The organism is Nonomuraea sp. NPDC003201, from assembly GCF_053590415.1.
This window is the reverse complement of record NZ_JBSFTC010000004.1, coordinates 79,974-101,270: the sequence shown is the minus strand read 5'-3', so window position 1 is coordinate 101,270 and position 21,297 is coordinate 79,974. Positions and strand designations below refer to the sequence as shown.

The 21,297-nt window shown below is 71.3% G+C and carries 20 protein-coding genes; 6 read left to right on the top strand and 14 right to left on the bottom strand.

Annotated elements, in window-relative coordinates:
* Nucleotides 1–17 precede the first annotated feature (17 nt).
* The 9 genes from ACWDX9_RS03725 to ACWDX9_RS03685 all read right to left on the bottom strand — a co-directional run bounded on the left by ACWDX9_RS03725 (nucleotide 18) and on the right by ACWDX9_RS03685 (nucleotide 10,106).
* A complete protein-coding gene (locus ACWDX9_RS03725) occupies nucleotides 18–1,844 on the bottom strand; it encodes a serine/threonine-protein kinase (RefSeq protein ID WP_449948625.1) in 1,827 nt (608 codons plus the stop codon).
* Nucleotides 1,845–1,860: 16 nt separating this feature from the next.
* Nucleotides 1,861–3,816, bottom strand: coding sequence for a protein kinase domain-containing protein (locus ACWDX9_RS03720; protein WP_449948622.1), 1,956 nt, complete (start codon nucleotides 3,814–3,816; stop codon nucleotides 1,861–1,863).
* A 132-nt stretch (nucleotides 3,817–3,948) separates the two neighbouring features.
* Nucleotides 3,949–4,467: a YbaK/EbsC family protein gene (locus tag ACWDX9_RS03715; RefSeq protein WP_350729537.1), complete on the bottom strand. Its 519-nt coding sequence runs from the start codon at nucleotides 4,465–4,467 to the stop codon at nucleotides 3,949–3,951.
* A 70-nt stretch (nucleotides 4,468–4,537) separates the two neighbouring features.
* The gene (locus ACWDX9_RS03710; protein ID WP_449948619.1) at nucleotides 4,538–6,088 is read right to left on the bottom strand and encodes a flavin monoamine oxidase family protein; all 1,551 of its coding nucleotides are present in this window, start codon (nucleotides 6,086–6,088) and stop codon (nucleotides 4,538–4,540) included.
* 54 nt (nucleotides 6,089–6,142) lie between these two features.
* On the bottom strand, nucleotides 6,143–6,985 hold the full coding sequence (locus tag ACWDX9_RS03705) for a M55 family metallopeptidase (RefSeq protein WP_449948616.1): 843 nt from the start codon (nucleotides 6,983–6,985) through the stop codon (nucleotides 6,143–6,145).
* 16 nt (nucleotides 6,986–7,001) lie between these two features.
* Nucleotides 7,002–8,207 (bottom strand): DUF6395 domain-containing protein, encoded by a 1,206-nt coding sequence (locus ACWDX9_RS03700; RefSeq protein ID WP_449948613.1) that lies wholly within the window; start codon nucleotides 8,205–8,207, stop codon nucleotides 7,002–7,004.
* The gene (locus ACWDX9_RS03695) at nucleotides 8,198–8,563 is read right to left on the bottom strand and encodes a hypothetical protein (RefSeq protein WP_449948611.1); all 366 of its coding nucleotides are present in this window, start codon (nucleotides 8,561–8,563) and stop codon (nucleotides 8,198–8,200) included. Before ACWDX9_RS03695 ends, ACWDX9_RS03700 begins: the two co-directional genes overlap by 10 nt.
* Nucleotides 8,564–8,632: 69 nt before the next feature.
* Complete coding sequence (locus tag ACWDX9_RS03690; protein ID WP_350729529.1) at nucleotides 8,633–9,406, bottom strand: enoyl-CoA hydratase/isomerase family protein; 774 nt, start codon at nucleotides 9,404–9,406, stop codon at nucleotides 8,633–8,635.
* A gap of 46 nt (nucleotides 9,407–9,452) precedes the next feature.
* A complete protein-coding gene (locus ACWDX9_RS03685; RefSeq protein ID WP_449948608.1) occupies nucleotides 9,453–10,106 on the bottom strand; it encodes an endonuclease in 654 nt (217 codons plus the stop codon).
* 94 nt (nucleotides 10,107–10,200) lie between these two features.
* On the opposite strand from ACWDX9_RS03685, the gene ACWDX9_RS03680 reads away from it, so the two are divergent.
* Nucleotides 10,201–10,485 carry a Fe-S cluster assembly protein HesB gene (locus ACWDX9_RS03680; protein WP_350729526.1) on the top strand — a complete coding sequence of 95 codons (285 nt, stop codon included), beginning with the start codon at nucleotides 10,201–10,203 and terminating at the stop codon, nucleotides 10,483–10,485.
* Nucleotides 10,486–10,491: 6 nt separating this feature from the next.
* On the opposite strand, the gene ACWDX9_RS03675 is transcribed toward ACWDX9_RS03680, so the two are convergent.
* Complete coding sequence (locus tag ACWDX9_RS03675; protein WP_449948606.1) at nucleotides 10,492–11,181, bottom strand: rhodanese-like domain-containing protein; 690 nt, start codon at nucleotides 11,179–11,181, stop codon at nucleotides 10,492–10,494.
* A 69-nt stretch (nucleotides 11,182–11,250) separates the two neighbouring features.
* Between ACWDX9_RS03675 and ACWDX9_RS03670 the strand changes: the two genes are divergently transcribed.
* From ACWDX9_RS03670 to ACWDX9_RS03660, 3 genes are all read left to right on the top strand, one after another.
* The gene (locus ACWDX9_RS03670) at nucleotides 11,251–13,257 is read left to right on the top strand and encodes a CehA/McbA family metallohydrolase (protein ID WP_449948603.1); all 2,007 of its coding nucleotides are present in this window, start codon (nucleotides 11,251–11,253) and stop codon (nucleotides 13,255–13,257) included.
* 126 nt (nucleotides 13,258–13,383) lie between these two features.
* Nucleotides 13,384–14,145: a hypothetical protein gene (locus tag ACWDX9_RS03665; RefSeq protein ID WP_449948600.1), complete on the top strand. Its 762-nt coding sequence runs from the start codon at nucleotides 13,384–13,386 to the stop codon at nucleotides 14,143–14,145.
* Nucleotides 14,138–15,280 (top strand): helix-turn-helix domain-containing protein, encoded by a 1,143-nt coding sequence (locus tag ACWDX9_RS03660; protein ID WP_449948597.1) that lies wholly within the window; start codon nucleotides 14,138–14,140, stop codon nucleotides 15,278–15,280. Before ACWDX9_RS03665 ends, ACWDX9_RS03660 begins: the two co-directional genes overlap by 8 nt.
* Here the strand turns inward: ACWDX9_RS03660 and ACWDX9_RS03655 are convergent.
* Nucleotides 15,260–16,135, bottom strand: coding sequence for an oxidoreductase (locus ACWDX9_RS03655; protein ID WP_449948594.1), 876 nt, complete (start codon nucleotides 16,133–16,135; stop codon nucleotides 15,260–15,262). The genes ACWDX9_RS03660 and ACWDX9_RS03655 overlap by 21 nt on opposite strands.
* Before the next feature lie 118 nt (nucleotides 16,136–16,253).
* Nucleotides 16,254–17,384, bottom strand: coding sequence for a DUF418 domain-containing protein (locus tag ACWDX9_RS03650; RefSeq protein WP_449948591.1), 1,131 nt, complete (start codon nucleotides 17,382–17,384; stop codon nucleotides 16,254–16,256).
* Nucleotides 17,385–17,870: 486 nt separating this feature from the next.
* On the opposite strand from ACWDX9_RS03650, the gene ACWDX9_RS03645 reads away from it, so the two are divergent.
* Nucleotides 17,871–18,599 carry a helix-turn-helix domain-containing protein gene (locus ACWDX9_RS03645; protein WP_449948588.1) on the top strand — a complete coding sequence of 243 codons (729 nt, stop codon included), beginning with the start codon at nucleotides 17,871–17,873 and terminating at the stop codon, nucleotides 18,597–18,599.
* A gap of 375 nt (nucleotides 18,600–18,974) precedes the next feature.
* On the opposite strand, the gene ACWDX9_RS03640 is transcribed toward ACWDX9_RS03645, so the two are convergent.
* Nucleotides 18,975–19,235 carry a hypothetical protein gene (locus ACWDX9_RS03640; RefSeq protein WP_449948584.1) on the bottom strand — a complete coding sequence of 87 codons (261 nt, stop codon included), beginning with the start codon at nucleotides 19,233–19,235 and terminating at the stop codon, nucleotides 18,975–18,977.
* A 407-nt stretch (nucleotides 19,236–19,642) separates the two neighbouring features.
* Complete coding sequence (locus tag ACWDX9_RS03635) at nucleotides 19,643–19,891, bottom strand: acyl carrier protein (RefSeq protein ID WP_449948581.1); 249 nt, start codon at nucleotides 19,889–19,891, stop codon at nucleotides 19,643–19,645.
* 177 nt (nucleotides 19,892–20,068) lie between these two features.
* Here ACWDX9_RS03635 and ACWDX9_RS03630 point away from each other — a divergent pair, with 177 nt between their 5' ends.
* The gene (locus ACWDX9_RS03630; protein WP_449948578.1) at nucleotides 20,069–21,097 is read left to right on the top strand and encodes a 3-oxoacyl-ACP synthase III family protein; all 1,029 of its coding nucleotides are present in this window, start codon (nucleotides 20,069–20,071) and stop codon (nucleotides 21,095–21,097) included.
* Nucleotides 21,098–21,297: the final 200 nt, after the last annotated feature.

Sequence of the window (21,297 nt, the reverse complement as noted above, 5' to 3'; positions counted from 1 at the left end):
AGAGCCGATGGGGACACTCAGGACCAGGGAGTCAGGAACCCCAGCCCGAGGTCGCTGAGCAGGCTGTCGATCAGCCCGGTGATCAGACCGATCGTGCTCTGCTGGGCGTTGTCCGCCAGCTCGTCGATGACCGTCTTCGGCGCCCGCCACGGGTACCACGACGCGTCCTGCCCCAGCGCGAACATCACCGCGAACAGCGCCGCCGTGCCCACCAGCACGACCGCGACCAGCGCCGCACCGGGGCTGCGCAGCACGCCGGTGAGCGTGCGGGTGACGGCCTGGCGCGGCGCGCCGCCGCCCGGCAGCACGAACAGGCCGGCCGCGAAGGCGCCCGCCGCGAACGAGGCCGCCTCGTTGACGCTCATCCCGCCCGCCCAGTGGAGCAGGCCCCAGACGCACAGGCCGAACAGCAGCGCCAGCGGCACGTGCACCGCCGTCACGAGCGCGGACTTGACCAGCGCCCACGGCGTGCCGACGACCGCCAGCAGCGGGTCGGCCGAGCTGCTGCCGCGCATCTGGCGCCGCTTGACCAGGTCGCCGAAGAGGTATTCGCCCAGCCGCAGCACCAGCGCGAGCGCGACGGCGATCGCGCCGACCATGACCGGCATCATGACGGTCAGCGCCACCAGCGTGACCAGCATGAGCAGGCCCACGACCTGGCTGCCGAACAGGTACCTCTTCCGCTCGGACGGCGGGGTGTACTGAGACGGCGGGGTATACGGCCTGACCTGCGACGGCGAGGTGGGCGGCGGCGCCGGGTAGCCCGCGACCCGCTGGTCGGTGCGGGCCATCGGCGGCCTGGCCGCGACCGGCGCGGGCACGTACGGCGGCGGCCGCTCCTCCCGGTACGGCCGTTCCTCCCTGCGCGTGGGCGGACGCTCCTCCCTGCGCGTGGGCGGACGCTCCTCCCTGGCCGGGGGCGGCGCGGTCTTGCCGTACTCGACCGGCGGCAGCAGGTCGGAGAACGTGTCCATGGTCCGCGTGCCGCCGCCCATGCGCTTGGTGCCGGTCGGCCCGTCGAAGGACGTCTCGTTGAAGGTGGTCACGGCCGGGTCGAGCGCCCTGGCCATCCGCAGCAGCTCGTGCGCGCTGGGCCGGGACGCGGGGTCGACCTGCAGCGCCCTGCCGAGCCAGCCGCGCAGCCACGCGGGCGCCTTGTCGATCTGCGCCCGCCCTTCCATGATGTTGAAGCAGACCGCCTCGAACGTTCCCGTGCCGAACGGCGGCGCCCCCGTCGCGGCGAAGAACACCGTCGAGGCCAGCGCGTGCACGTCGGCCGCCTGGGTGATCTCGGAGTCACGGATGATCTCGGGCGCCAGATAGCCCGGCGTGCCGACGAACATGCCCGTCTGGGTCAGCCTGGTCGCGTTCACCAGGTGGGCGATGCCGAAGTCGATGACCAGCGGCTCGCCGTTGACCAGCATGACGTTGGACGGCTTGAAGTCGCGGTGGATCACGTCGGCGGTGTGGATGGCCACCAGCGCCTGGCAGAGGCCCTGAGTGAGCCTGATGACCTCGCGCGCCTCCAGCGGGCCGTCGGCCAGGACGGTGTCCTCCAGCGTGCGGCCGGGGGCGAAGCGGGTCACGACGTACGGCTGGCCGCCCACGAGCTCGGCGTCGATCACCTCGGCGACGTGCGGGCTGCGCACCCGGCGCATGGTCTCGACCTCGCGGGTCAGCCGGTCGCGCGCCTTGAGGTCGGCGGCCACGTGCGGGTGGAGGACCTTGATGGCGACTTCGCGGCCCTCGCCGTCGAGACCGAGGTGGACGACCCCCATGCCACCTTCGCCGATCTTCCTGACCAGCCGGTACGGGCCCAGGCGTTCTGGTGCTTGGGTGCTCATCGCCACCTTCCCCGCGTCATCCCCCGGGATTCCCCCTTAGCCCGTCTAGCTGTCTGACCACTGGATTGACGTTCAGCGGAGTCCATACGGCCCCCCTTGGCTTGTCCCCGAACGTGCCGGCGGCGAGGATCAGCGAGAGCGCGGCGGCCGCCGCGAGAGCCCCCGCCATCACCATCGCCGCTGTCCTCGAGGGTACGAGCGATGAGAGCGTTCTGCGCATTTGTTTGCCAGGACCCTCCACTCCCGGGCCCGCGCAGACGGTCCACAACGCGACCGCGGCGCCCCAGGCCAGGGCGTTGGACGGGTCCATCCTGGCCACCACGGTGAGCAGCAGCGTCACCGGCAGGCCCAGGATGAGCGCGTACAGCATGAGTGCCAGCGTGATGCCCACCGACTTGGCCAGCGCCTGCGGGAAGGCGAACACCCTGACCACGTCGAGCGCCGCGGCCCCCGCGGCCCTGCGGGAGGTCAGCTGGGGCTGGGCCAGGTCGGCCGCGCGCAGCAGGATCGCGGCCGGGATCGCCACGACCGCGACCAGCACGGGCGCGATCACGGCCGCCACGATCATCACGACGAGCAGCATCGCGCCGGCCACGCCGTAGGCCCTCGACCGCTGCAGCATCTTGCCGGGCGCGACCGACGGGATGTACGGCTCCCGCTTGGTGCTCGGGTCCGGCTGCGGGTACTGCGGCGGGATGTACGGGGGCGGCTGGAGCGGGCTCGGCCCGGGCCGGGCGTAGTCGGGCACGTCGGGACCCGCGCTCGGCACCTGGGCATGAGGCGCCTGGGCGTTCGGGACCGGCGTGTGGATCCGCCCGTAGTCGGCCGAGTCGGGGCGAACCCGTCGGGTGGGCACGTCGCCCTCACCCGGCGGGGCCACGAGGCCGTGGTTGTTGACGGGCTGCTGCGGCTGCCAGGGCGGCGGGGTCAGGCCGCTCTCGCGCTGGATGCGCCGCAGCTCCTCCGGCGTCACCCTGCGGGTCGGCCACGGGTCCGGCTGGTTGGGCAGGAGCGAGACGTACTGCTGGTCCTGGGGCGGCGCGGCGGCCTGCTCCTGGGACTCCAGCAGGCTCTTGGGCGTCACCGGCGGCGTGGAGATGTCGTACGACGGCTTGTCCTGCACGCGCGGGGGCTCGGTCGGCCGCGGAACGGTCGAGATCTCGTCGGGCACGGTGCTCGGCGTCTTCGGGAGCATCCGGGCGGTCTGCTCGGCCAGGTCGGCCGCCTTGGGGCGCTTGTTCGGGTTGCGCTGGAACGCGGCCTTCAGCAGCGGCTGCAACGTCGCCGGGGCGGCGCTCACGTCGGCCTTGCCCGCGGTGATGTTGTAGAAGATCATCTCCAGCGTGCCCTTGCCGAAGGGCGGCAGGCCGGTGGAGGCGAACAGCAGCGTGCCCGCCCACGCGTGCACGTCGACCTCCGGCCCCGCCTCCTGGCCCTCGATGATCTCGGGCGCGAGGTAGCCGGGCGTGCCGATGAACATGCCGGTCTGCGTCAGCCGGGTCGCGTCGACCGCCTGGGCGATGCCGAAGTCGATCAGGACGGGCTCGCCGTCGAGGATCAGCACGTTTCCGGGCTTGAGGTCGCGGTGGATCACGCCCACCGAGTGCACGGAGGCCAGCGCGGCGGCCACCCCGTGCGCGAGCTTGACCAGCGAGGGCAGGTCGAGGGGCCCGTCGTCCTTGACGATCTCGTCGAGGGGACGGCCCGGGACGTACTGGGTGACGATGTACGGGCGATGACCGGTGACATCGGCGTCGAGCACCTCGGCGATGTATTTGCTCCGCACGCGCCGCATCGTCTCGACCTCGCGCGAAAGCCGCCGCCTGGCGACCTCGTCGCCGGCGACCTCTCCGCGCAGGACCTTGACCGCCACCTGCCGCCCCTGGGGGTCGACAGCGAGGTGGACAACGCCCATCCCGCCTTCACCGAGCCGCCTGAGCAGCCGGTAAGGGCCTAGTCGGTCATCGTTCATGGCATGAAGCACCATACCGGCTTAATCCCCGCCCACGAGATGAACCATGAGGCCACATTCCCACTCGTACAACGTCCAGAAAGGGGCCATCGGTTTCCCATCCAACGGTCTCGAATCGGCTTCAGTTTCCCCTCAACCGGCCAGCGGCAGAACCTCGGCGCTCTTCAGCCCGGCCAGCGCGGCACCGGACACGGCCAGTTTCGACCTGCGCACGCCGCTCCCGATCACCACTCTGGGATGCTCGGCGACGTGCGTGTCCACCAGGATGGGCCAGTCGGCGGGCAGGCCCAGCGGGGTGATGCCGCCGTACTCCATCCCGGTCAGCTCGACCGCGTCGGCCATCGGCGCGAAGCTCGCCTTCCGGGCGTCGAGGTGGCGGCGGACGACTCCGTTGACGTCCACGCGCATCGTCGCGAGCACCATGCAGGCCACGTAGCGCGTCTCGCCGCCGCGCTTGGCCGCGACGACCACGCAGTTGGCCGACTCGTCGAGCGTCACGCCATACCGCTCGCAGAACGCCGCCGTGTCGGCCAGCTCAGGATCGATCTCGGCCACTTCGACGCCCTCCAACTCCGGCACGGCGAGCGCGACCGGGTCGGCCAGCAGGTCGGTCCGGTCGTTGGCGGGCACCCAGTGCAACGCCATCCCCATCTCCTCGATTTTATCTCCGCAGATCGCTTCTCCCAGGAGCCTACGGTGGCCGCGGGGGTGGCGTGCGGCGTCAGGCGGACTGCAGCACTCGCTGGTGCAGCTGGGTGACGACGCTGCGGGCGGACTCCATGGCCCCCGCCTGCCATGCGATCAGATGGGTGAGCCAGTCGCCCGCGAAGTAAACCCTTCCGGCGGGGCGTTGCAGAAAAGTGAAGGACGAATCAAAGTCGGGCCAGCGCACCCAGCCTCCCTGGATGTGCGGCTGGCGGTCCCAGGCGATGGAGACGCCGGACAGGAGGTTCTGGCGGTATTTGTCGCCGTGGATCTTCTTGCCCTGGGTGAGCGCTCTGCGCCTTCTGTCCTCCGGGGTGAGGGCCGCGTACAGCTCGGCGTTCCGCTCGGTGTTGTAGTAGCCGACGAGGAGGCCGCGCTCGGAGTGGTAGCCGTGGGACGGGTACCAGATGTGGGTGATGTCCAGGTCGGTCTCGGTCACGCCGCCGTAGATGCGGTCCTCCAGCTCCCACCAGCGCCGGCCGTACTCTAAGCCGATCTTGCCGGCGGCGACCGGGACCGGGGCGCTGAGCGCGGTGGTGACCTGGGCGCCGAGGTTGTGCGGGATCCTGGCGAGGATGTGGGGCGGCAGGGCGGCGATGCAGTAGTCGGCCTTGATGCCGCCGCCCTCCCAGGCGACCTCGACGCCGTCCGCCAGGCTGGTGATCTTGGTGACCTTCGCGCCGGTCCTGATCCGGTCGCGGCCGACCGCCTCCGTCAGCTTGGTGACGATGGCGTCCATGCCGCCGACGGGCTGGAACATGGGGGTGGCCTGTTCGTAGCCGAAGTCGTTGGTGATGGCCCGGCCGGTGCCGGCGGCGAGGACCTGGTGGAGGGTGCCCGGGGCGTCGAGAGGAGTGCCGACGTCTATTGCCGGATATTTCGTGAAACCGCGGCGCATGGACCCTTCGTATTCGTGCTTCGGGCCCAGGTCGCCGAATCTCCGGAGAAAGTCGAGCAGCGTCTCCTGATCGACCTTGCTGACGGTTTTGTCCAGCGCGCCGACATTTGTCGCTTTAGCCAGCAATTCCGCGATATAGCCGTACATGTCGGCTCGGGCCGTGCGCGCCCGCATCGTCCGGCTGTTGGTGTGCACGTAGGCGGCGGCATTGTTGTTGACGAAGGTCTCGATGGGGATGCCCAGCTCACGGCAGTAGTCGAGGGTCACCATCCAGGGGGCGATCCGGCCGGGGCCCGCGTTGAAGTAGACGCCCTCGCCGAACTTCACGTCCTGGGCGGGCCCGTTCAGCTCGGCCAGCCGGTCGCCGCCGCGCAACGTGAGGTTCCGCCCGCCCGGCTTCTCCCTGGCCTCGAGGAGCGTGCAGTCGTACCCGGCCTTGCCCAGCTCGTACGCGGCCGTCAGCCCCGCCACCCCGGCGCCGAGGATCACGACCTTCGCCGCCCCCTTGCCGCTCAGGCTGAAGTCGCCCGGCCTGGGAGCCGCGAACTGTTTGTCCTGCTCGGACGGCGCCAGTCCGAGGGCGCCCATGGCGGCGTACATGGCGCCCGCGCCGCCCACCGCCCCGATCCCGACGAGCAACCCCCGCCGGGTCAGCGCCGCACCCTCCACGCCGCCGTCTCCCCTCCGCACTCCACAGAACCGCTCCGCACCATACGCCCGGGGTCAGCCGTACGGGCCGCTGCCGCAGGCGATCTGGCCGCCGATGGTGGCGAAGATGCCGAACAGGGCCATGACCTGGGCGAAGTCGTCCGTCGTGAACTCGATGTGCCGCGGCCCCACCGACTTCACACCCGGGATCAGCGCCACGGCCGCCGCGATGGCGGTGGAGTTCCACTCCACCCCGAGCGTGTACGGCGCAGCCACCGTATAAGGCGTGAAGTCGCTCAACCGGTTGAGCGCACGAGCCGTCGCCTCACGGATCCTGGCCTGGGCGACGCTCGGCGGCAGCAACTCGGCGGAGAACTTGTCGATCCCCTTCTTCACCGCGACCGTCTCGACGTCGCCGAGCAGCTCGCGCGCCTCTTCCCCGACGGCCTCGTCCCCGGCCACCAGCACGACCGGCACCCCGTGGAACCCGGCGCACGCGGCCACGAGCCTGGTCTCGCCGCACAGCTCGCCGTTCAGGTAGACGTTCTGGATCTCCTTGCCCATCCAGGTGTGGTTGAGCACGCCGTGCGGCACGCCCGCGCGGGCGTGGTAGCCGACGAAGCACGCCGCCTGGAACGAGCCGTCGAGCCCCTGGGCCATCCGCTGCGCCTTGCCCGGGCCGCGGATGAGGCTGGCGCGCGGGTCGAGCAGGTCGATCCGGAGGTTCTTGGTGGAGCCGTGGGCGTCGTTGACCAGGACGCCGGCCGCCCCGGCGTCGAAGGCCCCCTCGATGGCGGCGTTCGCGTCGGCCGTCATCAGCTCGCAGCCGCGCTCGTACCCACGTTTGCCGGCGTGCATCTCCTCGGGGTCGGTCAGCCCCGTGATGCCCTCCATGTCGACGGACAGATAAACCTTCACGCGTTCCCACTCCTCATCAGGCGCCCCATGTCTCCACCCGCCGGACCTCGTCCTCCGTCATGAGCCCCACGTGCTTCTCGACGAAGGCCGTGGCCTCCTCGCGCCACCGGTCCGGGATCTCGGCCAGGGCCCGCGGGTAGCAGCGGTCCAGCCAGGCCGTCGACTCCTCCGAGACGTCGAAGTAGTCGAGCGCCTTGGCGAAGAGCGTGTTCTCGATTCCGGGGACGCGGGCGAACCCGTACTCGATCATCTCCTGCCCCCCGTACGGCGGCTTCTTGAGGTACTTCTGCGCGACGGGGCGGTCGGCGGTGATGGGGGTGTCGAGGGGGCGGCGCTCGACGGCCGCCTGGATGAGCTCCTTGTAGAGGCACTTCCCGCAGGTACGGCACGGGCCGTCGGTGCCGCGCAGGCACCAGCGCACGCAGTCCTTGAGGTCGGACCCCAGCGCCAGGCGCATCGTGGTCGCCTCGCTCACCCCGCCGACGGGGAGCACGATGTGCACGCCGGCGGCCGCGAACAGCCGGCCCCACCTGCCGTGCGGCGACCACATGGGGTTGTCGGGCGTGTAACGCCACAGGTAACGGCCCCCGCCGAGCCAGCGCGAGCCGAGCTCGTAGCCGAAGCCCAGCCCGCCGAGGTCCAGCTGGTCGGCGAGCAGCAGCGCGCCGGCCGCGACCGCGTGGTGCTCCGGGTAGCCGGGACGCGGCTCGGCCAGGGTGAACTCCAGGTCGGAGGTGACCGTGCTCAGCTCGCGGCCGGTCTTGGCGGCGAGCTTGGCCAGGACGTCCGACCGGTAGTGGGACCAGCGGTTGGGGACGCGCGGGTGCGGCACCCGGCGGAAATGCACGAACGGCGCCTGCGGGTAGACGGTGGCCGCCGCCACGGAGTCCGCGCCGCCGCTGTACGAGATCGCGAGCCGGGTCCCCGGACGGCGGGGCTCGGCCCCCACCGGACCGGCCTCGACGCCCCACCCGGCGTGCAGGGCGTCGGCGAGGTCGGCCGAGATGGCGCGGTCGAAGGAGATGCGCTTCCTCGTCCACGGCGCCACGACCGTCCAGGCGGCGACGGCGAAGAGGTCCGGGTGGGCGTCGCCGGGGACGCCGCCGATGGAGCAGGAGTTGATGGCCAGCTTGATGGGGTGCTCGTCGGAGGCCTTGCCCGTGATCTCGTCCTCCGCGTCGAGGCGGAAGGTCAGGCTCGTGCCGGTCCAGGTCACGCGCACGGCTGCTCCCCCTGTTGCCCGGAAGCGCGTCCGGAGCGGAGGTCGTCGATGGCCTGCCAGACCAGGACCTCGTTCTGGAGCACGCCGTCCAGCGCCTTCGCCGTCTCCTGGGCGAGCCGGTGGGTGTCGTCGAGCTTCGCCTTGTCGGCCCTGCTGATCCCGGAGCCGCCGGTCGGGCGGGCGTTCCTGAGCCGCTCCACCTCGCTCTGGAGGGTGGCCATCTCCCGCCGGACCGTCTGGACCTCCCAGAGCGCGTCCCTGATGTCCTGACGGTGGTCGGAAATGGAGATGTAGCGGGAGTCGAACCACGTACGCACGGCCTTCCGGAGCCGCGCAGGGACCAGGACGCGCATCATGAAACGCCACCATACTGGCAAACCCGCGCCCGATAGGACGAGCCGTTCGAATGGGTCGACTTTCCCTTTTCAGCGGCCGGTGAACTTGGGCTTGGCCTTCTCCGAGAAGGCCCGCATGCCGATCTTGGCGTCGTCCGTGGCGAACAGTCCGGAGAACTGCAGGCGCTCGATCTCGAGCCCCGTGTCGAGGTCGGCCTCCAGGCCCTGATCGACCGCTTGCTTGGCGGCGCGGAGCGCGACCGAGGGGCCGCCGACGAACGTGGCGGCCCACTCCAGGGCGGCCGTGTAGACCTGCTCGTCGGGCACCACCCGGTCCACCAGGCCCAGGTCGAGGGCCTCGGCGGCGGGCACGTGGCGGCCCGTGAAGATCAGGTCCTTCGCCCGCGCCGGGCCGATCAGGCGGGGCAGGCGCTGGGTGCCCCCCGCGCCGGGGATGAGGCCGAGCAGGATCTCCGGCTGGCCCAGCTTGGCCGACTCCCCCGCGACCCTGAAGTCGGCGCAGAGGGCGAGCTCGCAGCCGCCGCCCAGCGCGTAGCCGGTGACGGCGGCGATGACCGGCTTGCCGATCCGCGCGACCTCGGTGAAGCAGGCCTGGAGCGTACGGGAGTGGGCGGCCATGTCGGCGTAGGACATGTCGGCCATTTCCTTGATGTCCACGCCCGCGGCGAAGACCTTCTCGCCGCCGTAGACGATCACGGCCTGTACCTGCGGGTCGGCGTCCACCTCGCGGGCCGCCTCGACGATCTCCCGCTGGACCTGCATGTTGAGGGCGTTCATCTTCGGACGGTCAAGACGGATCGTGGCGATCTGGTCGGCCACCTCGACGCTCACAAACTCACCCATGAGCCGAACCTAACAGAGTGATCGCGTTCGTCCATGGCAGCCACGGTCAGCGCGCGGCGGAGATCACCTCGTCCACCGTCTTCCTGCTGCGGGAGGCGCGGACGAGCGCCGCCGACAGGCGGGCCAGCTCGTCGCCGGAGTGGGCCAGCGCGGCCAGCGGGCGCGCCTGGCGGGGCAGCCCGAGCTTGCCCGCACCCTCCAGCACCCGCTGGTCCAGGTGCGGCGCGACCTGGGGCCACACGGCCTGGACCTCGCGCAGGAAGATGTCGGCCCCCGTCGGGCCGATGCCCGGGAACTCCGTCAGCAGCGCCGCGATCCTGCGGTCGTCGCCGCCGGCCTCCGCGCGCAGGCGGCGCAGATCGCCCTTCCAGCGGTCGAGGAGAAGTTCGGCGCCCTTGCCCAGCATCGTCGAGGTGCGTTCGTCGTAGCGGACGTAGTGGCCGCGGTCCAGCGCGTCCACCCGGTCCTGCCAGCTCGCCTCCCGCATGGCCTTCGGCGTGCCGTACCCGGCCTCGAACAGCTCTCTGGCGCCCGCGACGGCGACCTCGGCCGAGATGCGCGCGCTGAGCAGCGTGGCCAGGACGAGCAGCTGGTAGAGGGGCTTGGGCTGGTCGGCGAGTTTGATGCCGGCCTCGCGGGCGAACGTCCGGCCGTATCGGTCGAGCAGCACGTCCACGACGGCTTTCTCGGTCTTGCCCATGCCAGCCCGCTACCCGGGGCGTGTCGTGACATGCCGGGTTTGGGGTGGAGGTCGCTGGGGAGGCGGAGGGTTGGCGACTGCGAAGGAGCTAGCCGTGCTGACCTTGACTGACAACGCCGTCGAGGCGATCCGCGATCTGATGGTCGGAGAGGACGTGCCCGCCGACGCGGGCCTGCGCATCTCCCCGAAGCCCGACGAGGCGGGAACGCTGGAGCTCTCGCTGACGAGCACACCGGAAGCGAGTGACCAGGTCGTCGAGAAGGAGAACGTCCGCGTCTTCGTCGCCGAGGACGTGGTCGAGATCCTCGACGACAAGGCGCTCGACGCGCAGCCGGGCGCGCCGGGGCAGCCGATGTTCCGGCTGGGTCGGCGGGCCTGACAGGGCTCAGCCGAGATCGGGTCCGGTCTCGGGCGGGCGCACGTCGCCCAGCCCGAACAGGCCCACCAGCGTCCCGTCCACCCGGGTGACGACGACGTGGTCCACCTTGGCCCGGTCCATGCGCCGGACCAGCGGTTCGAGCTCCTCGCTCGGCCGTACGGCGGTCACGCCGACCCGCATGGCCCGCTCGGCGACGCCGTTCAGATCGGCGCCCTTGAGCTCGCGCGAGCCGATGACGCCCTGGACCACGTCGTCGTCGTCCACCACGACCGCCAGCCCGGCCGGATCGGCGATGATGCGCTCGGTGATCTCGTCCAGAGGGTCGCCGAGGGCGGCCCTCACGGGGTCGCGGCGAAGGTACCGCGACACCAGCGTGGCCGTGCCCTCGTAGGGCAGGTCCGCGGAGAGCCAGTCCATCTTGCCCTGCCGGTAGTCGTACACATGCTCGAACCCGAGGTGTTCGAGCCGGTGGGCGGCCCGCGGGCTCAGGTCACAGAGCCAGTCGTGGCAGTAGACGACGACCGGCCGCCCCGGATCCAGCTCGCCGGCGGACGTGCGCATGGCGGCGAGCGGCACGTGCACGGCCCCGGGCAGGTGCGCCCACGCGTACTCCTTCTCCGGCAGCACCTCCACGAGCTGGGCCCGCCGGTTGGCGACCAGGTCCCGCACGGCTTCGCGATCGATGATGTTCGTCATGGCGTCCCCCTGCCCTCAGACGGCGATTCGTGTCACGATGACGAGGCGTCCTGCTTCAGGGAGTGCCCGATGTGTGACGATCCGCTGCTGCCCGCCTCCGTGGCCCGCGCGCTCGCCGACTACCGTGAGCTGCGGGACGCGCACGGCCCCTGCTGGGGCGAGCCGCCCATCCCGTACGTCGTCCAGGCCTGGGCCACCGTCTTCCTCGACCGCCGCTACAACTACTGGGGCGCCGGGCTGCGCCAGCTCGCCGGGCGCCATCCCCCGGAGGAGGCCGAGGACCATCTCGACGAGGTGGATCCGGAGCGGGCGGTGCGGGACGCGCTGGCGGGCGACGTGCTGGACAACCTGGCCGCGCTGCGCCTGACCCCCGAGGGGTTCGCGCTTGAGGCCGTCACCCGGGTGGTGCTGGACGACCGGCCCTTCCGTACGTCGCTGCTCCTCGACTCCAGCGTGGACGAGCCGGTCACGGTCGTCGTGGACGGCATGCCGTACGAGGTGCCTCCTCATGGCGCCCGGGTGGCCGGCCTGGAGCGGGACGTCAGCGTGGGCGGTGAGCCCGTGGACCTGTCGCCGCTGCGCAGGCGGGCGGAGGCGGCCACGATCAGGGTGCGGGCGGGGTTCCCGTGCCGGTGGAGCGTGACGGGCGCCGACGGGCAGGGCTGGTACCCCGAGGGCGCCCCGCCCAAGGTGGACGTCCACCGCAGGCCGTTCTTCCACGGCGACGACCTCGTGATCGCCGTGCCCGCCGAGCCGGTCACGGTGGCGGTGGCCAGGGGCATGGAGTACACCACGTCCGAGGTCGTGATCACCCCCGAGGCGGGTGCGGAGACGCTGGTCGAGCTGGCCCCCGAACGCCTGTACGACGCGGCGGCCCGCGGCTGGTACGGCGGCGACCTGCACGTACACCTCAACTGGATGGGCGAGGAGCCCGCCGCGCCCGAGCTGGCCGCGGCGGCGCAGCACGGCGAGGACCTGCACGTGCTCAACCTCGTGGCGGGCAACGTCGCGAGCGGGCGCGTCTACGACGTCGAGGCGCTGGAGCACTGGGTGGGCAAGGACCTGCCCTGGTCCGACGACAGGCACCTGGCCAGGCTCGGCGTCGAGTACCGCAACGACGTCGTCGGCCACCTGACCGCGTTCGGCCTGCGGGAGCCGCCGGGGCGCTACCACACGGGGTTCGAGGGCACGGTCGACTGGCCGCCGAACTCGGTCGCGCTGGAGGAGTTGCGGGCGCTCGGCGGGGTGACGGGGTACGGGCACCCGTTCCACACGGCGTTCTCCGACGACGACCCGCCGGATGTGATCCTCAACACCGGCCGCAACTGCGCGGCCAGGGAGATCGTCGCGGACGCCGCGCTCGGCCTGATCGACACCCTCGACGTGCTCAACCACTCCTCGCTCGCCGCCACCGCCACCGTCTACCGCCGCCTGATCGGCGCGGGCAACAGGCTCACGGTCACCGCGGGCACCGACGCCGTGCTGTCCTTCTGCCGCCGCAGCACCGCGTCCAGCCCGCCGGGGTGGGAGCGGGTGTACGCGAACGTCGCGGGCCCGCTCACCGCCGAGTCCTACGCCGAGGCGATCCTGCTCGGCCGCACGTTCGCCACCACCGGGCCGTGGCTGGAGCTGACCGTGAACGGGCACGGGCCGGGCGACACGCTGGAGCTGGCACCCGGGCAGCGGGTGGAGATCGTGGTCTCCTCGATCGGGCCCGAGGTCGAGTCGCTGGAGATCCGCACCGCCGACGGCGTCCTGGCGCAGGGGCCGCCGGGGCGGCTGGTCGCGTCGATGACGGCGGGCGAGCCGACGTACGTGGTCGCGGTCGCCTCGGGCGGGCCCCACCCGCGCACCGTGCACCGGTCGGGGGCGTACGCGCACACCAGCCCGGTGTACGTGGACGTCGCGGGCGGGCACGTGGCCAGGGAGGCGGACGTTCGCTGGTGCCTGGCGTGGCTGGACCGGCTGGAGGTCCTGCTGCGGCGGTACGGCACGTTCGAGACCCCCGCCCAGCTGGACGACCACCTGGAGCTGTACGAGCGCGCCAGGGCCGTCTACCGCGCCCGGCTTGCCTAGGCGAGACCCGCGACACGCGCGTGTCGGCGGAGTGGCTTCGTGAAGTCGTGGCGGGTCTATGATGTTGGAAACTGAAGCGGCTCCGGTCCCCGGTCGCCGCCGGGCGAAGCGTTCGGAGGTCGGCGCATGCTGGAGTCGCAGTGGGCCCGTGACACGTTCGGGCAGCGGGTGCCGGCGATCAGACAGGCGATCGCCGAGGCGCTGTCGGTCGCGCTCGACAACGCCCGCGACGCCCAGACGGCCGCGCAGACCGAGCACACGCACCCGTTCGGGTTCACGCTCATGTCGCGCAAGTTCGAGGCGCTGGCCAAGGCGTTCGAGGACATGGGCGACGTGCGGATCATCAAGCCCGCCGGGTCCCCCCACGAGCTGGTGGTGCTCGACGGCAAGCTGCTGTTCCCGTTCCGCTATGCCAAGGACCGCTCGATCGGCGTGATGAGCGCGCGCATCGGCGAGGGCCGCCCGTCGGCGCTGGTGCAGGCGCTGTTCAACCGGTTCGGGCCCGAGCCGCGGATGCGGCAGCTCTCGCTGCACGACCTCGCGCCCCAGGCGGTGCCGGTGGCCGAGGCGCTGTCCGACCTGCCCGACGACACGAGCCTGGTGCTCATCGCGTACGCGTGCAACGCGCACGCGGGGCTGCTCGACGCCTGGTGGGGTGAGGCCGAGCTGCTCGACCGCACCGGCAACCTGCGCTGGCACGTGTGCGAGCCGATCCCCCTGGCCCAGGACGCGACGACGGCCGGGCAGTCCGGGGCGCAGCCGGCCGCGTTCGACCAGGGCGCCCTGCCCACCCCGGCGCTCAACCCCCGCACCGGGGCCGGGCGGCTCACGGCGCCCGTCAGCGAAGTCGTGCCGATCACCAGGGCAGAAGCCGCCGGCGGTGAGTGAGGTCAAGACCGGCCCGCCGACCCCCCAAGCCGTCGCCGACGCGTTCGACGCCACCCGCCTCACCCAGGCCCGCCACCTGGCCGCGCTCACCAAGAAGGAGGTGGCCGAGCTCCTCGGCGTCTCCCCCGCCGCGGTCGGGCAGTACGAGGCGGGGGTCACCCGCCCGCGCCCCGATCTGGTCCCGTTGCTGGCCGAGGCGCTGGCCGTGCCGATGGCGTTCTTCCTGCCCGGGCGGCCGCACGGCAAGCTCGACGGCTCCATGGCCCACTTCCGCAGCCTGCGCTCCACCCGCGCCTACCAGCGGGCCAAGGCCGTGGCCTTCGTCGAGCAGGTGTGGGAGCTGACGTACGCGCTGGAGAAGCGGATCCAGCTGCCGGCCGTCGACCTGCCCGGGTTCGCGGGCGGGGAGATGCACTCGGCGCTGCCGCGCGACCCGGCGGGCGCGGCCCGCGCGCTGCGGGCCCACTGGGGGCTGGGCACCGGCCCGGTCAGCCACCTCGTACGCCACATGGAGTCCCACGGCATCGTCGTCGCCTTCCCCGGCCACGACCCCGACGCGGTCACCGTCGACGCGTTCTCCACCTCCAGCCTGCCACGGCCGATCGTGGTGCTGACCCCCAACCGGTTCGACGACATCTACCGCCACCGCTTCACCGCCGCCCACGAGCTGGGCCACCTCGTCCTGCACGGCGACACGGCGGCCGGTGACAGCCATCAGGAGCGCGAGGCTGACGCGTTCGCGGCCGAGTTCCTCACGCCGCGCGACAGCATCCTGCCGCAGCTGCCGCAGCGGGCCGACCTACGCAAGCTCGCCGAGCTGCGGCGGACGTGGGGGGTGTCGGTCGACTCGCTGCTCTACCGGTGCCGCGAGACCGGGCTGATCTCCGACTCCGCCGCCGGCCGCGCCTACCAGCGCCTGGCCGCCCTGCGCGACCAGCCGGGCTTCACCAACGAGCCCGTCTCCGGCTACCCCGGGGAGCAGCCGGTCCTGCTCGCCCACGCCTTCGACCTGGCGACCCGCGAGAGCGGCCTGACCGCCGCCACCCTCGCCCGGGAGCTGGCCTGGCCCATCACCCGCGTACGCGAGCTGATCGGCCTGCCCGACCAGCGGCCCTCACTGAAACTCGTCCTTTAGCCCCGCGCCGATGGCGTCCAGCTCCGCGACCGCCTCCGCGGGCAGGGCCAGGTCGGCGGCGGCGACGTTCTCGCGGAGATGGGCCGGGGACGAGGTCCCCGGGATGAGGACGATGGTGGCCGAGCGCTGCAGCAGCCAGGCCAGGGCGACCTGCTGGGGTGAGAGGCCCAGGCGGGCGGCCACGTTCCGGAGCGTCTGCGACTGGAGCGGGGTGAAGCCGCCCAGGGGGAAGAACGGCGCGTAGGCGATGTTCTCGGCGGCGCACCGCTCGACGAGGGCGTCGTCCTGCCGGTTGGCCACGTTGTAGAGGTTCTGCACGGTGACGACGGGCGCGATGGACTGCGCCTCGGTGAGCTGGGCCGTGGAGACGGCGCTGAGGCCGAGGTGGCGGATCAGCCCCTCCTCGCGCAGCTCCGCCAGGGCCCCGAACTGCTCCGCGAGCGACTCGTCGGTGGCGCCTTCGTGCGTGACCACGCGCAGGTTGACGACGTCGAGGACGTCCAGGCCGAGGTGCCGGAGGTTCTCGTGCACCGCGACCTTGAGGTCCGCGGGGTCCTGAGCGGGCATCCACTCCCCGTTGGGGCCGCGGCGCGCGCCGACCTTGGTGACGATGCGCAGGTCCGCCGGGTACGGGTGCAGGGCCTCCTTGATGAGCTCGTTGACGACCGCGGGGCCGTAGAAGTCGCTGGTGTCGATGTGGTTGATCCCCAGTTCGAGGGCTTCGCGAAGCACGGCGATGGCCTGGTCGCGGTCTTGGGGCGGACCGAAGACGCCGGGGCCGGCCAGCTGCATGGCGCCGTAGCCCATGCGGTTGAGGGTGAGGTCGTCCGCAAGCGTCAGGGCCTTATTCGACATTTCATGCTTTCCTCTCCGTGGACACTCTGCTGCTCCAGCTGGGAGTACCCGCTGTTCCAGGGTCGCAGGGCCCTGGTCGGACCTCGCCTTGGTCACCTTCACGCACAGCCTGGCCGCCTCACCGCTTGGGGCGGCCGTACGACATCCGCCGGAGGAACACCTCCGCCGGGCCCCGGTGGCCGACGGCGCGCAACCACTCGGCCAGCACGATCGACAGCAGCCAGACCCCGACGGCGATCCCGAAGGTGGCGGCGAAGCTCACGCCGTCGCGCAGGCCCAGCGTGAACGGGTAGAAGAGCACCACCCAGACCACGGCTTGGAACAGGTAGAACGTCAACGACCGCTGCCCCAGCGCCGCCAGGGCCGTGGCGATCCGGCCACGCCGGACCTTGACCGCGACGAGTCCGACGGCGGCGGCCATGCCGATGCCGCCCGCGTACCCGGTCAGGTCGTGCGCGACGGCGACCGCCCAGCTGACGGGGGTCGAGGTGGGCGTCCACACGCCGGCCGCGAGCAGCGCCGCGGGCAGCCTGCCTGCCACTGCCACGCCGATGAGGACCACGGTGACGCGGCGCAGCAGCGGCAGGTGCCGCTCGGGCTCGTCGAGGAACCGGCGCCTGGCGGCCCAGATGCCCAGCATCATGCCCGGCACCACCATGATGGTGGAGATCGCGGTCTCCACCGGCCAGGACGGAATGGCCGCGACGAGGTGCGCGGCGAACGTGGGCTCCATGAACTCCGCCATGTTCACCGGCCTCGCCTGGGCCGCCACGCTCTGCCAGGCCAGCAGGAGGGTCGCGGGGACGAGCGTCAGCAGGCCCGTCCACCACAGCACCGAATCCCGCGCTCGCACAAGGGGAGCGAGCACCAGCAGGGTCAGCCCGTACACCGCGATGATGTCGATGGGCACGAGCACCACCGTGTTCAGGAAGCCGATGACGATCAGCCAGAGGGCCCGGCGTCGCAGCAGGCTCCGGATCGAGGCCCAGTCGCCGCCCCTGGCCTGCCGGCTGTGGGCTAACTGCCCGAGCCCGTAGCCGAACAGGAACACGAACATGTCGCGGGCCTGGTTGTCGGCGAGCAGCGACTTGACGAACTTCGCCGCGGTATTTAACGCGGCGGGCCCCGCGTCCCAGTCGCCGACGAATGCCGGCGCGTGTGACAGGGCGATCAGCAGCAGCATGAAGCCGCGTGCCAGATCCGGCGCCAGCGCTCTCGCTGTGACGCCGGTGGGCGCCGTGAGCGTCATGTCGGTTTCCTTCCAGTTCCGCGTGCCGGGCCGCTGCTGCGGCCTGACGGTGCTGCTACGTCCTGTGGGGCCACGGCTCGCCGGGAGCCGCTTCGACGGAGATCTGCTGTGAGCAACGGCGCTGGGGTGTTCGACCGGCTGCCGTGCTCGACCGTCAGCGGCGTCAGCGGCCCCCCGCTCGCGACCTGTCGCGACGTCGGCAAAGGCTTCCCCGGCCCAGCACCCGCATGAAGATGGGCTTTCATCATCCCGCCATTCGCGATAGTACGCGTTCACTCGAAGCCAAAGGCTACGTTGCGTTTAAATTCTTGTCAATCATCTACGTACCGAGGATCGGCAGTTTCTACAGCTAGACGGCGTCAATGATTGCAATGGACCTGAAGCTGAATGCAACTCTCAAGCTGGCCTCTATTGCAATGGAGTGCGATCGAAGGCAATACTGGAGCGCCAGATCACAGGGACAGGAGCGCCAGGAGGCGAGCGCCGATGCCGGGAGGCAGGTTGACCCAACAGGACCGCCGGGACATCGCCGCAGGCCTGGCGAACGGGCTCGGCTACGCCGAGATCGCCCGGCGCCTGTCCAGGCCGACCTCCACCGTCAGCCGGGAGGTCAGCCGCAACGGCGGCCCCGGAGCGTACCGGGCCGAGCAGGCGCACCAGGCGACCGAACGACGTGCCCGCCGCCGCCGGCAGACCCCGCGATCAGCGCCCCTGGCCGCCAACACGGCGTACGGCCGCAACCCCGAAGAGATGCGCGACTTCGCGGAGCGCCTCATCGAGACACTGGTGCAGACGGGTGTGCAGCGGATGGCATCGAGGGTCCTGGCCTGCCTCTACATCACCGACACCGGCGCACTCACGGCCAAGGATCTCGCCCAGCGCCTCCAGGTCAGCCCGGCCTCGATCTCCACCGCCGTCGCCTACCTGGAGGAACAGGAGCTGATCAGGCGCGACCGCGACCCGCGGAGCCGTCGCGAGTTGTACAGCGTCGACAACGCTCTTTGGTACCGGTCGTTTCTGGCGAGCGCCCAGCGAAACTTCTTGCTGGCCGAGACCGCCCGCGACGGGGCACGCATCCTGGGCGCCACGACACCCGCCGGAGCGCGCTGTGAATTCGTGGGCGAATTTCTTCGACGTACCGGCGAGGACATACTCCAGACAGCCGAACGCTGGCAGCACCTTTTGATCCAACAAGCACGCGATAACCCTGAGTAATTCAACGCGATCCGCGGCCGCTCCGCCACGGTCGCCTATGCAGCGGCTGAACGCGGTCACGCCATGCGCCATCCGCACGAACTCGACGCCGGCGCCTGAGATGCTGGACTCAGCCCGGATGGGGCTGCCCGATTCGGGTTGCCGGTGCCGTCGCCTGACCTGCGGCAAGCAACCGCTCACCCGCTCACGTAAGGCCGATGCGAGGGGCAACTCTGGCCCGTCGTGGCTGCAGGGCGAGGGCCGCGACCCTATGGCGACGCGAACCGCTCTCCTCGCGTGCAGCCCTGAGCGCCCGCGCTTGGCACAGAGGGCGACCGGCGCAAGGACGCTTCAGCCGGTACAGCGGCGGGCGGCGGGCGGCGGGCGGCGGGCGGATTAACACGACGTTCTTTCGAGGACGGTCACGTCTTTCAGCAGCTTGCCGCGGAAGAAGTCAGAAGGGGAAATCTGGTCTCCCTTCGCAATCTTTTCCATGGGAATGGCCAGTTCGCCCGTAGTGACGAAATCCATGAAGGACTGGGCGATGGCCGTTACCGGGATTTTCACGCAGGCTTTCGGCAGGGTGTCGGCGGTGGCGGCCGGGCCTGAGAGCAGGGCGGCGCCGATGGCGGTCGCGGTCAGAGCGTGCTTGTACATGTTGCTTCCTTCGTAGCCGACGAGAAGATCAAAGTCGCGTTGTCGCCTCTGAGGCACCGACGCTCATCACGCCCGCGCCCGCGCCTCAACGAAAGGGCACCCCCAGCGCGAGCCCGCACGCCCCAGGCGGACGGCGGGCAAGTGCGAGCACCCACCCAGCCAGAGGGCGAGGCCGCGCGAACGCCTTTCACACACGCCCACCCAGGAGGGCGAGGCGGCGGGAGTATCCTTCACGCACGCGCCACGGCCAAGAGGCGGGCTTGCGTGAGCACCCTTCACACGAGCCCAGCCCGGAGGCGAGGCAGCGAGAGCGCCTCTCACGCACGTGTCGCGGTCCGCAGGCGAGGCAGCGAGAGCGCCCCTCACACACGTGTCATGGTCGGCAGGCGAGGGAGTGGGAGCGTGCTTCACGTACGTGCCACGGCCAAGAGGCGGGCTCGGGTGAGTACGTCGGCGATCGTGCGTACGCCGACGAGGGTTTCGCGGGGCATCGGACCCCACGTGTCCTCCATGGCGACGTGGAGTTCGGCGAGGTCCAGGCTGTCGGCCTCCAGGTCCTCGCGGAGTCGCGCGTCCGGCGTGACCCGGCTCGGGTGGACCTTCAGGATGCTGACGCAGCGGTCGCGCACCACGGTCAAGATCTCCTCGTCGCTCACACCGGGCCCCTTCCTCGTAGCGGTCTTGTCACTTAGCGTGGCCGGTCGCCCCAAAAATGGGCACTCGTGACGCGGAACCCGCCGTTAAGGAGTTGATCAAGTTTCGAGGGTCGTGACGGGCGCCCGCGGGACTGCGTACCTATCCTGAGCAGCACCTGATCTTGAGGGGGGATGGGCGTGGCCGCGCAGTCCGAGCCGTACCCGAGGCGGTACGCCCACGTGGCCGGGGTGGCGGTGCACCTGCCTGAGGAGAGCCTGACCACGCCGGAGCTGGAAAAGCTACTGGCCGCCCGTAATCCGGGTACGCGCATCCCTCGCGGCGTCATCGAGCAAGCCAGTGGCGTGGAGCGGCGGCACGTGGCCGCTCCCGGTCAGACGGCCGCCGGGATGGCCGCGGCCGCCGCCCGTACCCTGCTCGAGCAGACCGGGCATGTCCCGCCCGTCATAGACCTGATCATCTATGCGGGCGTGACCGTCGACGCCGTCGAGCCCGCCACCGCGCACATGGTGGCCGCCGAGCTGGGGGCGACCTGCCCGGTATTCGATGTACGCAATGCATGCAACAGCGTTCTGAACGCGGTCGAGTTGGCCGACACGCTCATCACGGCCGGCCGCTACCGTACGGTCCTCATCGTGTGCGGGGAGGTCGCCACTCCGGCCATCCGCTGGCAGGTCGAGTCGGACGCGGACTTCGTCGCCGCCGGGCCCTCCTACACCGTCTCCGACTCGGGGACGGCCATGCTGCTGGAGGCCAGTGCGGTGCCCGGAGTGCTGGGGCACCGGTTCTGCGCCAGTTCGGCGCACTGGGACGCCGCCGTCCTGCCGGTCACGCGTTCCATCTCGGCCGGTTATCAGGTGGGCGTGTTCACCGTGGATCCCGTGGGGCTGGCCGTCGGGGTGCACAAGCTCGACCGGTCCGTGCTGCGGGCGCCGCTGGCCGAGCGCGGGCTCGACTGGGACGACATGGCGGCGATCTGCGTGCATCAGGCGTCCCTGTCGTCCTTGCACACCTTCTGCGAGGCGGCCGGGATCCCGCTGGGGAAGGTGGTGGTGACCATCGCCGAGCACGGCAATCTCGTCGCCTCCACGATCCCCGTGCAGTTGCACCAGGCGGTCGAGTCGGGCCGGGTGCAGCGGGGCGATCTGGTCGCGCTGGTGGGGGTGGCCAGCGGGGTCAGCGCAGGGACCGTGCTGCTGCGCTGGTGACGGCCTCCAAGACTCCCGGCATCGAAGGGCTGGAGGTTCTCGGAGAACGGTGACCGGCGTCGAGGGGCTGGGGTTCCCGGGACGGCGACCCCCGCAGAAGGGCTGGGGGTTCCCGGGACGGCGACCCCCGCAGAAGGGCTGGGGGTTCCCGGGACGGCGACCCCCGCAGAAGGGCTGGGGGTTCCCGGGACGGCGACCCC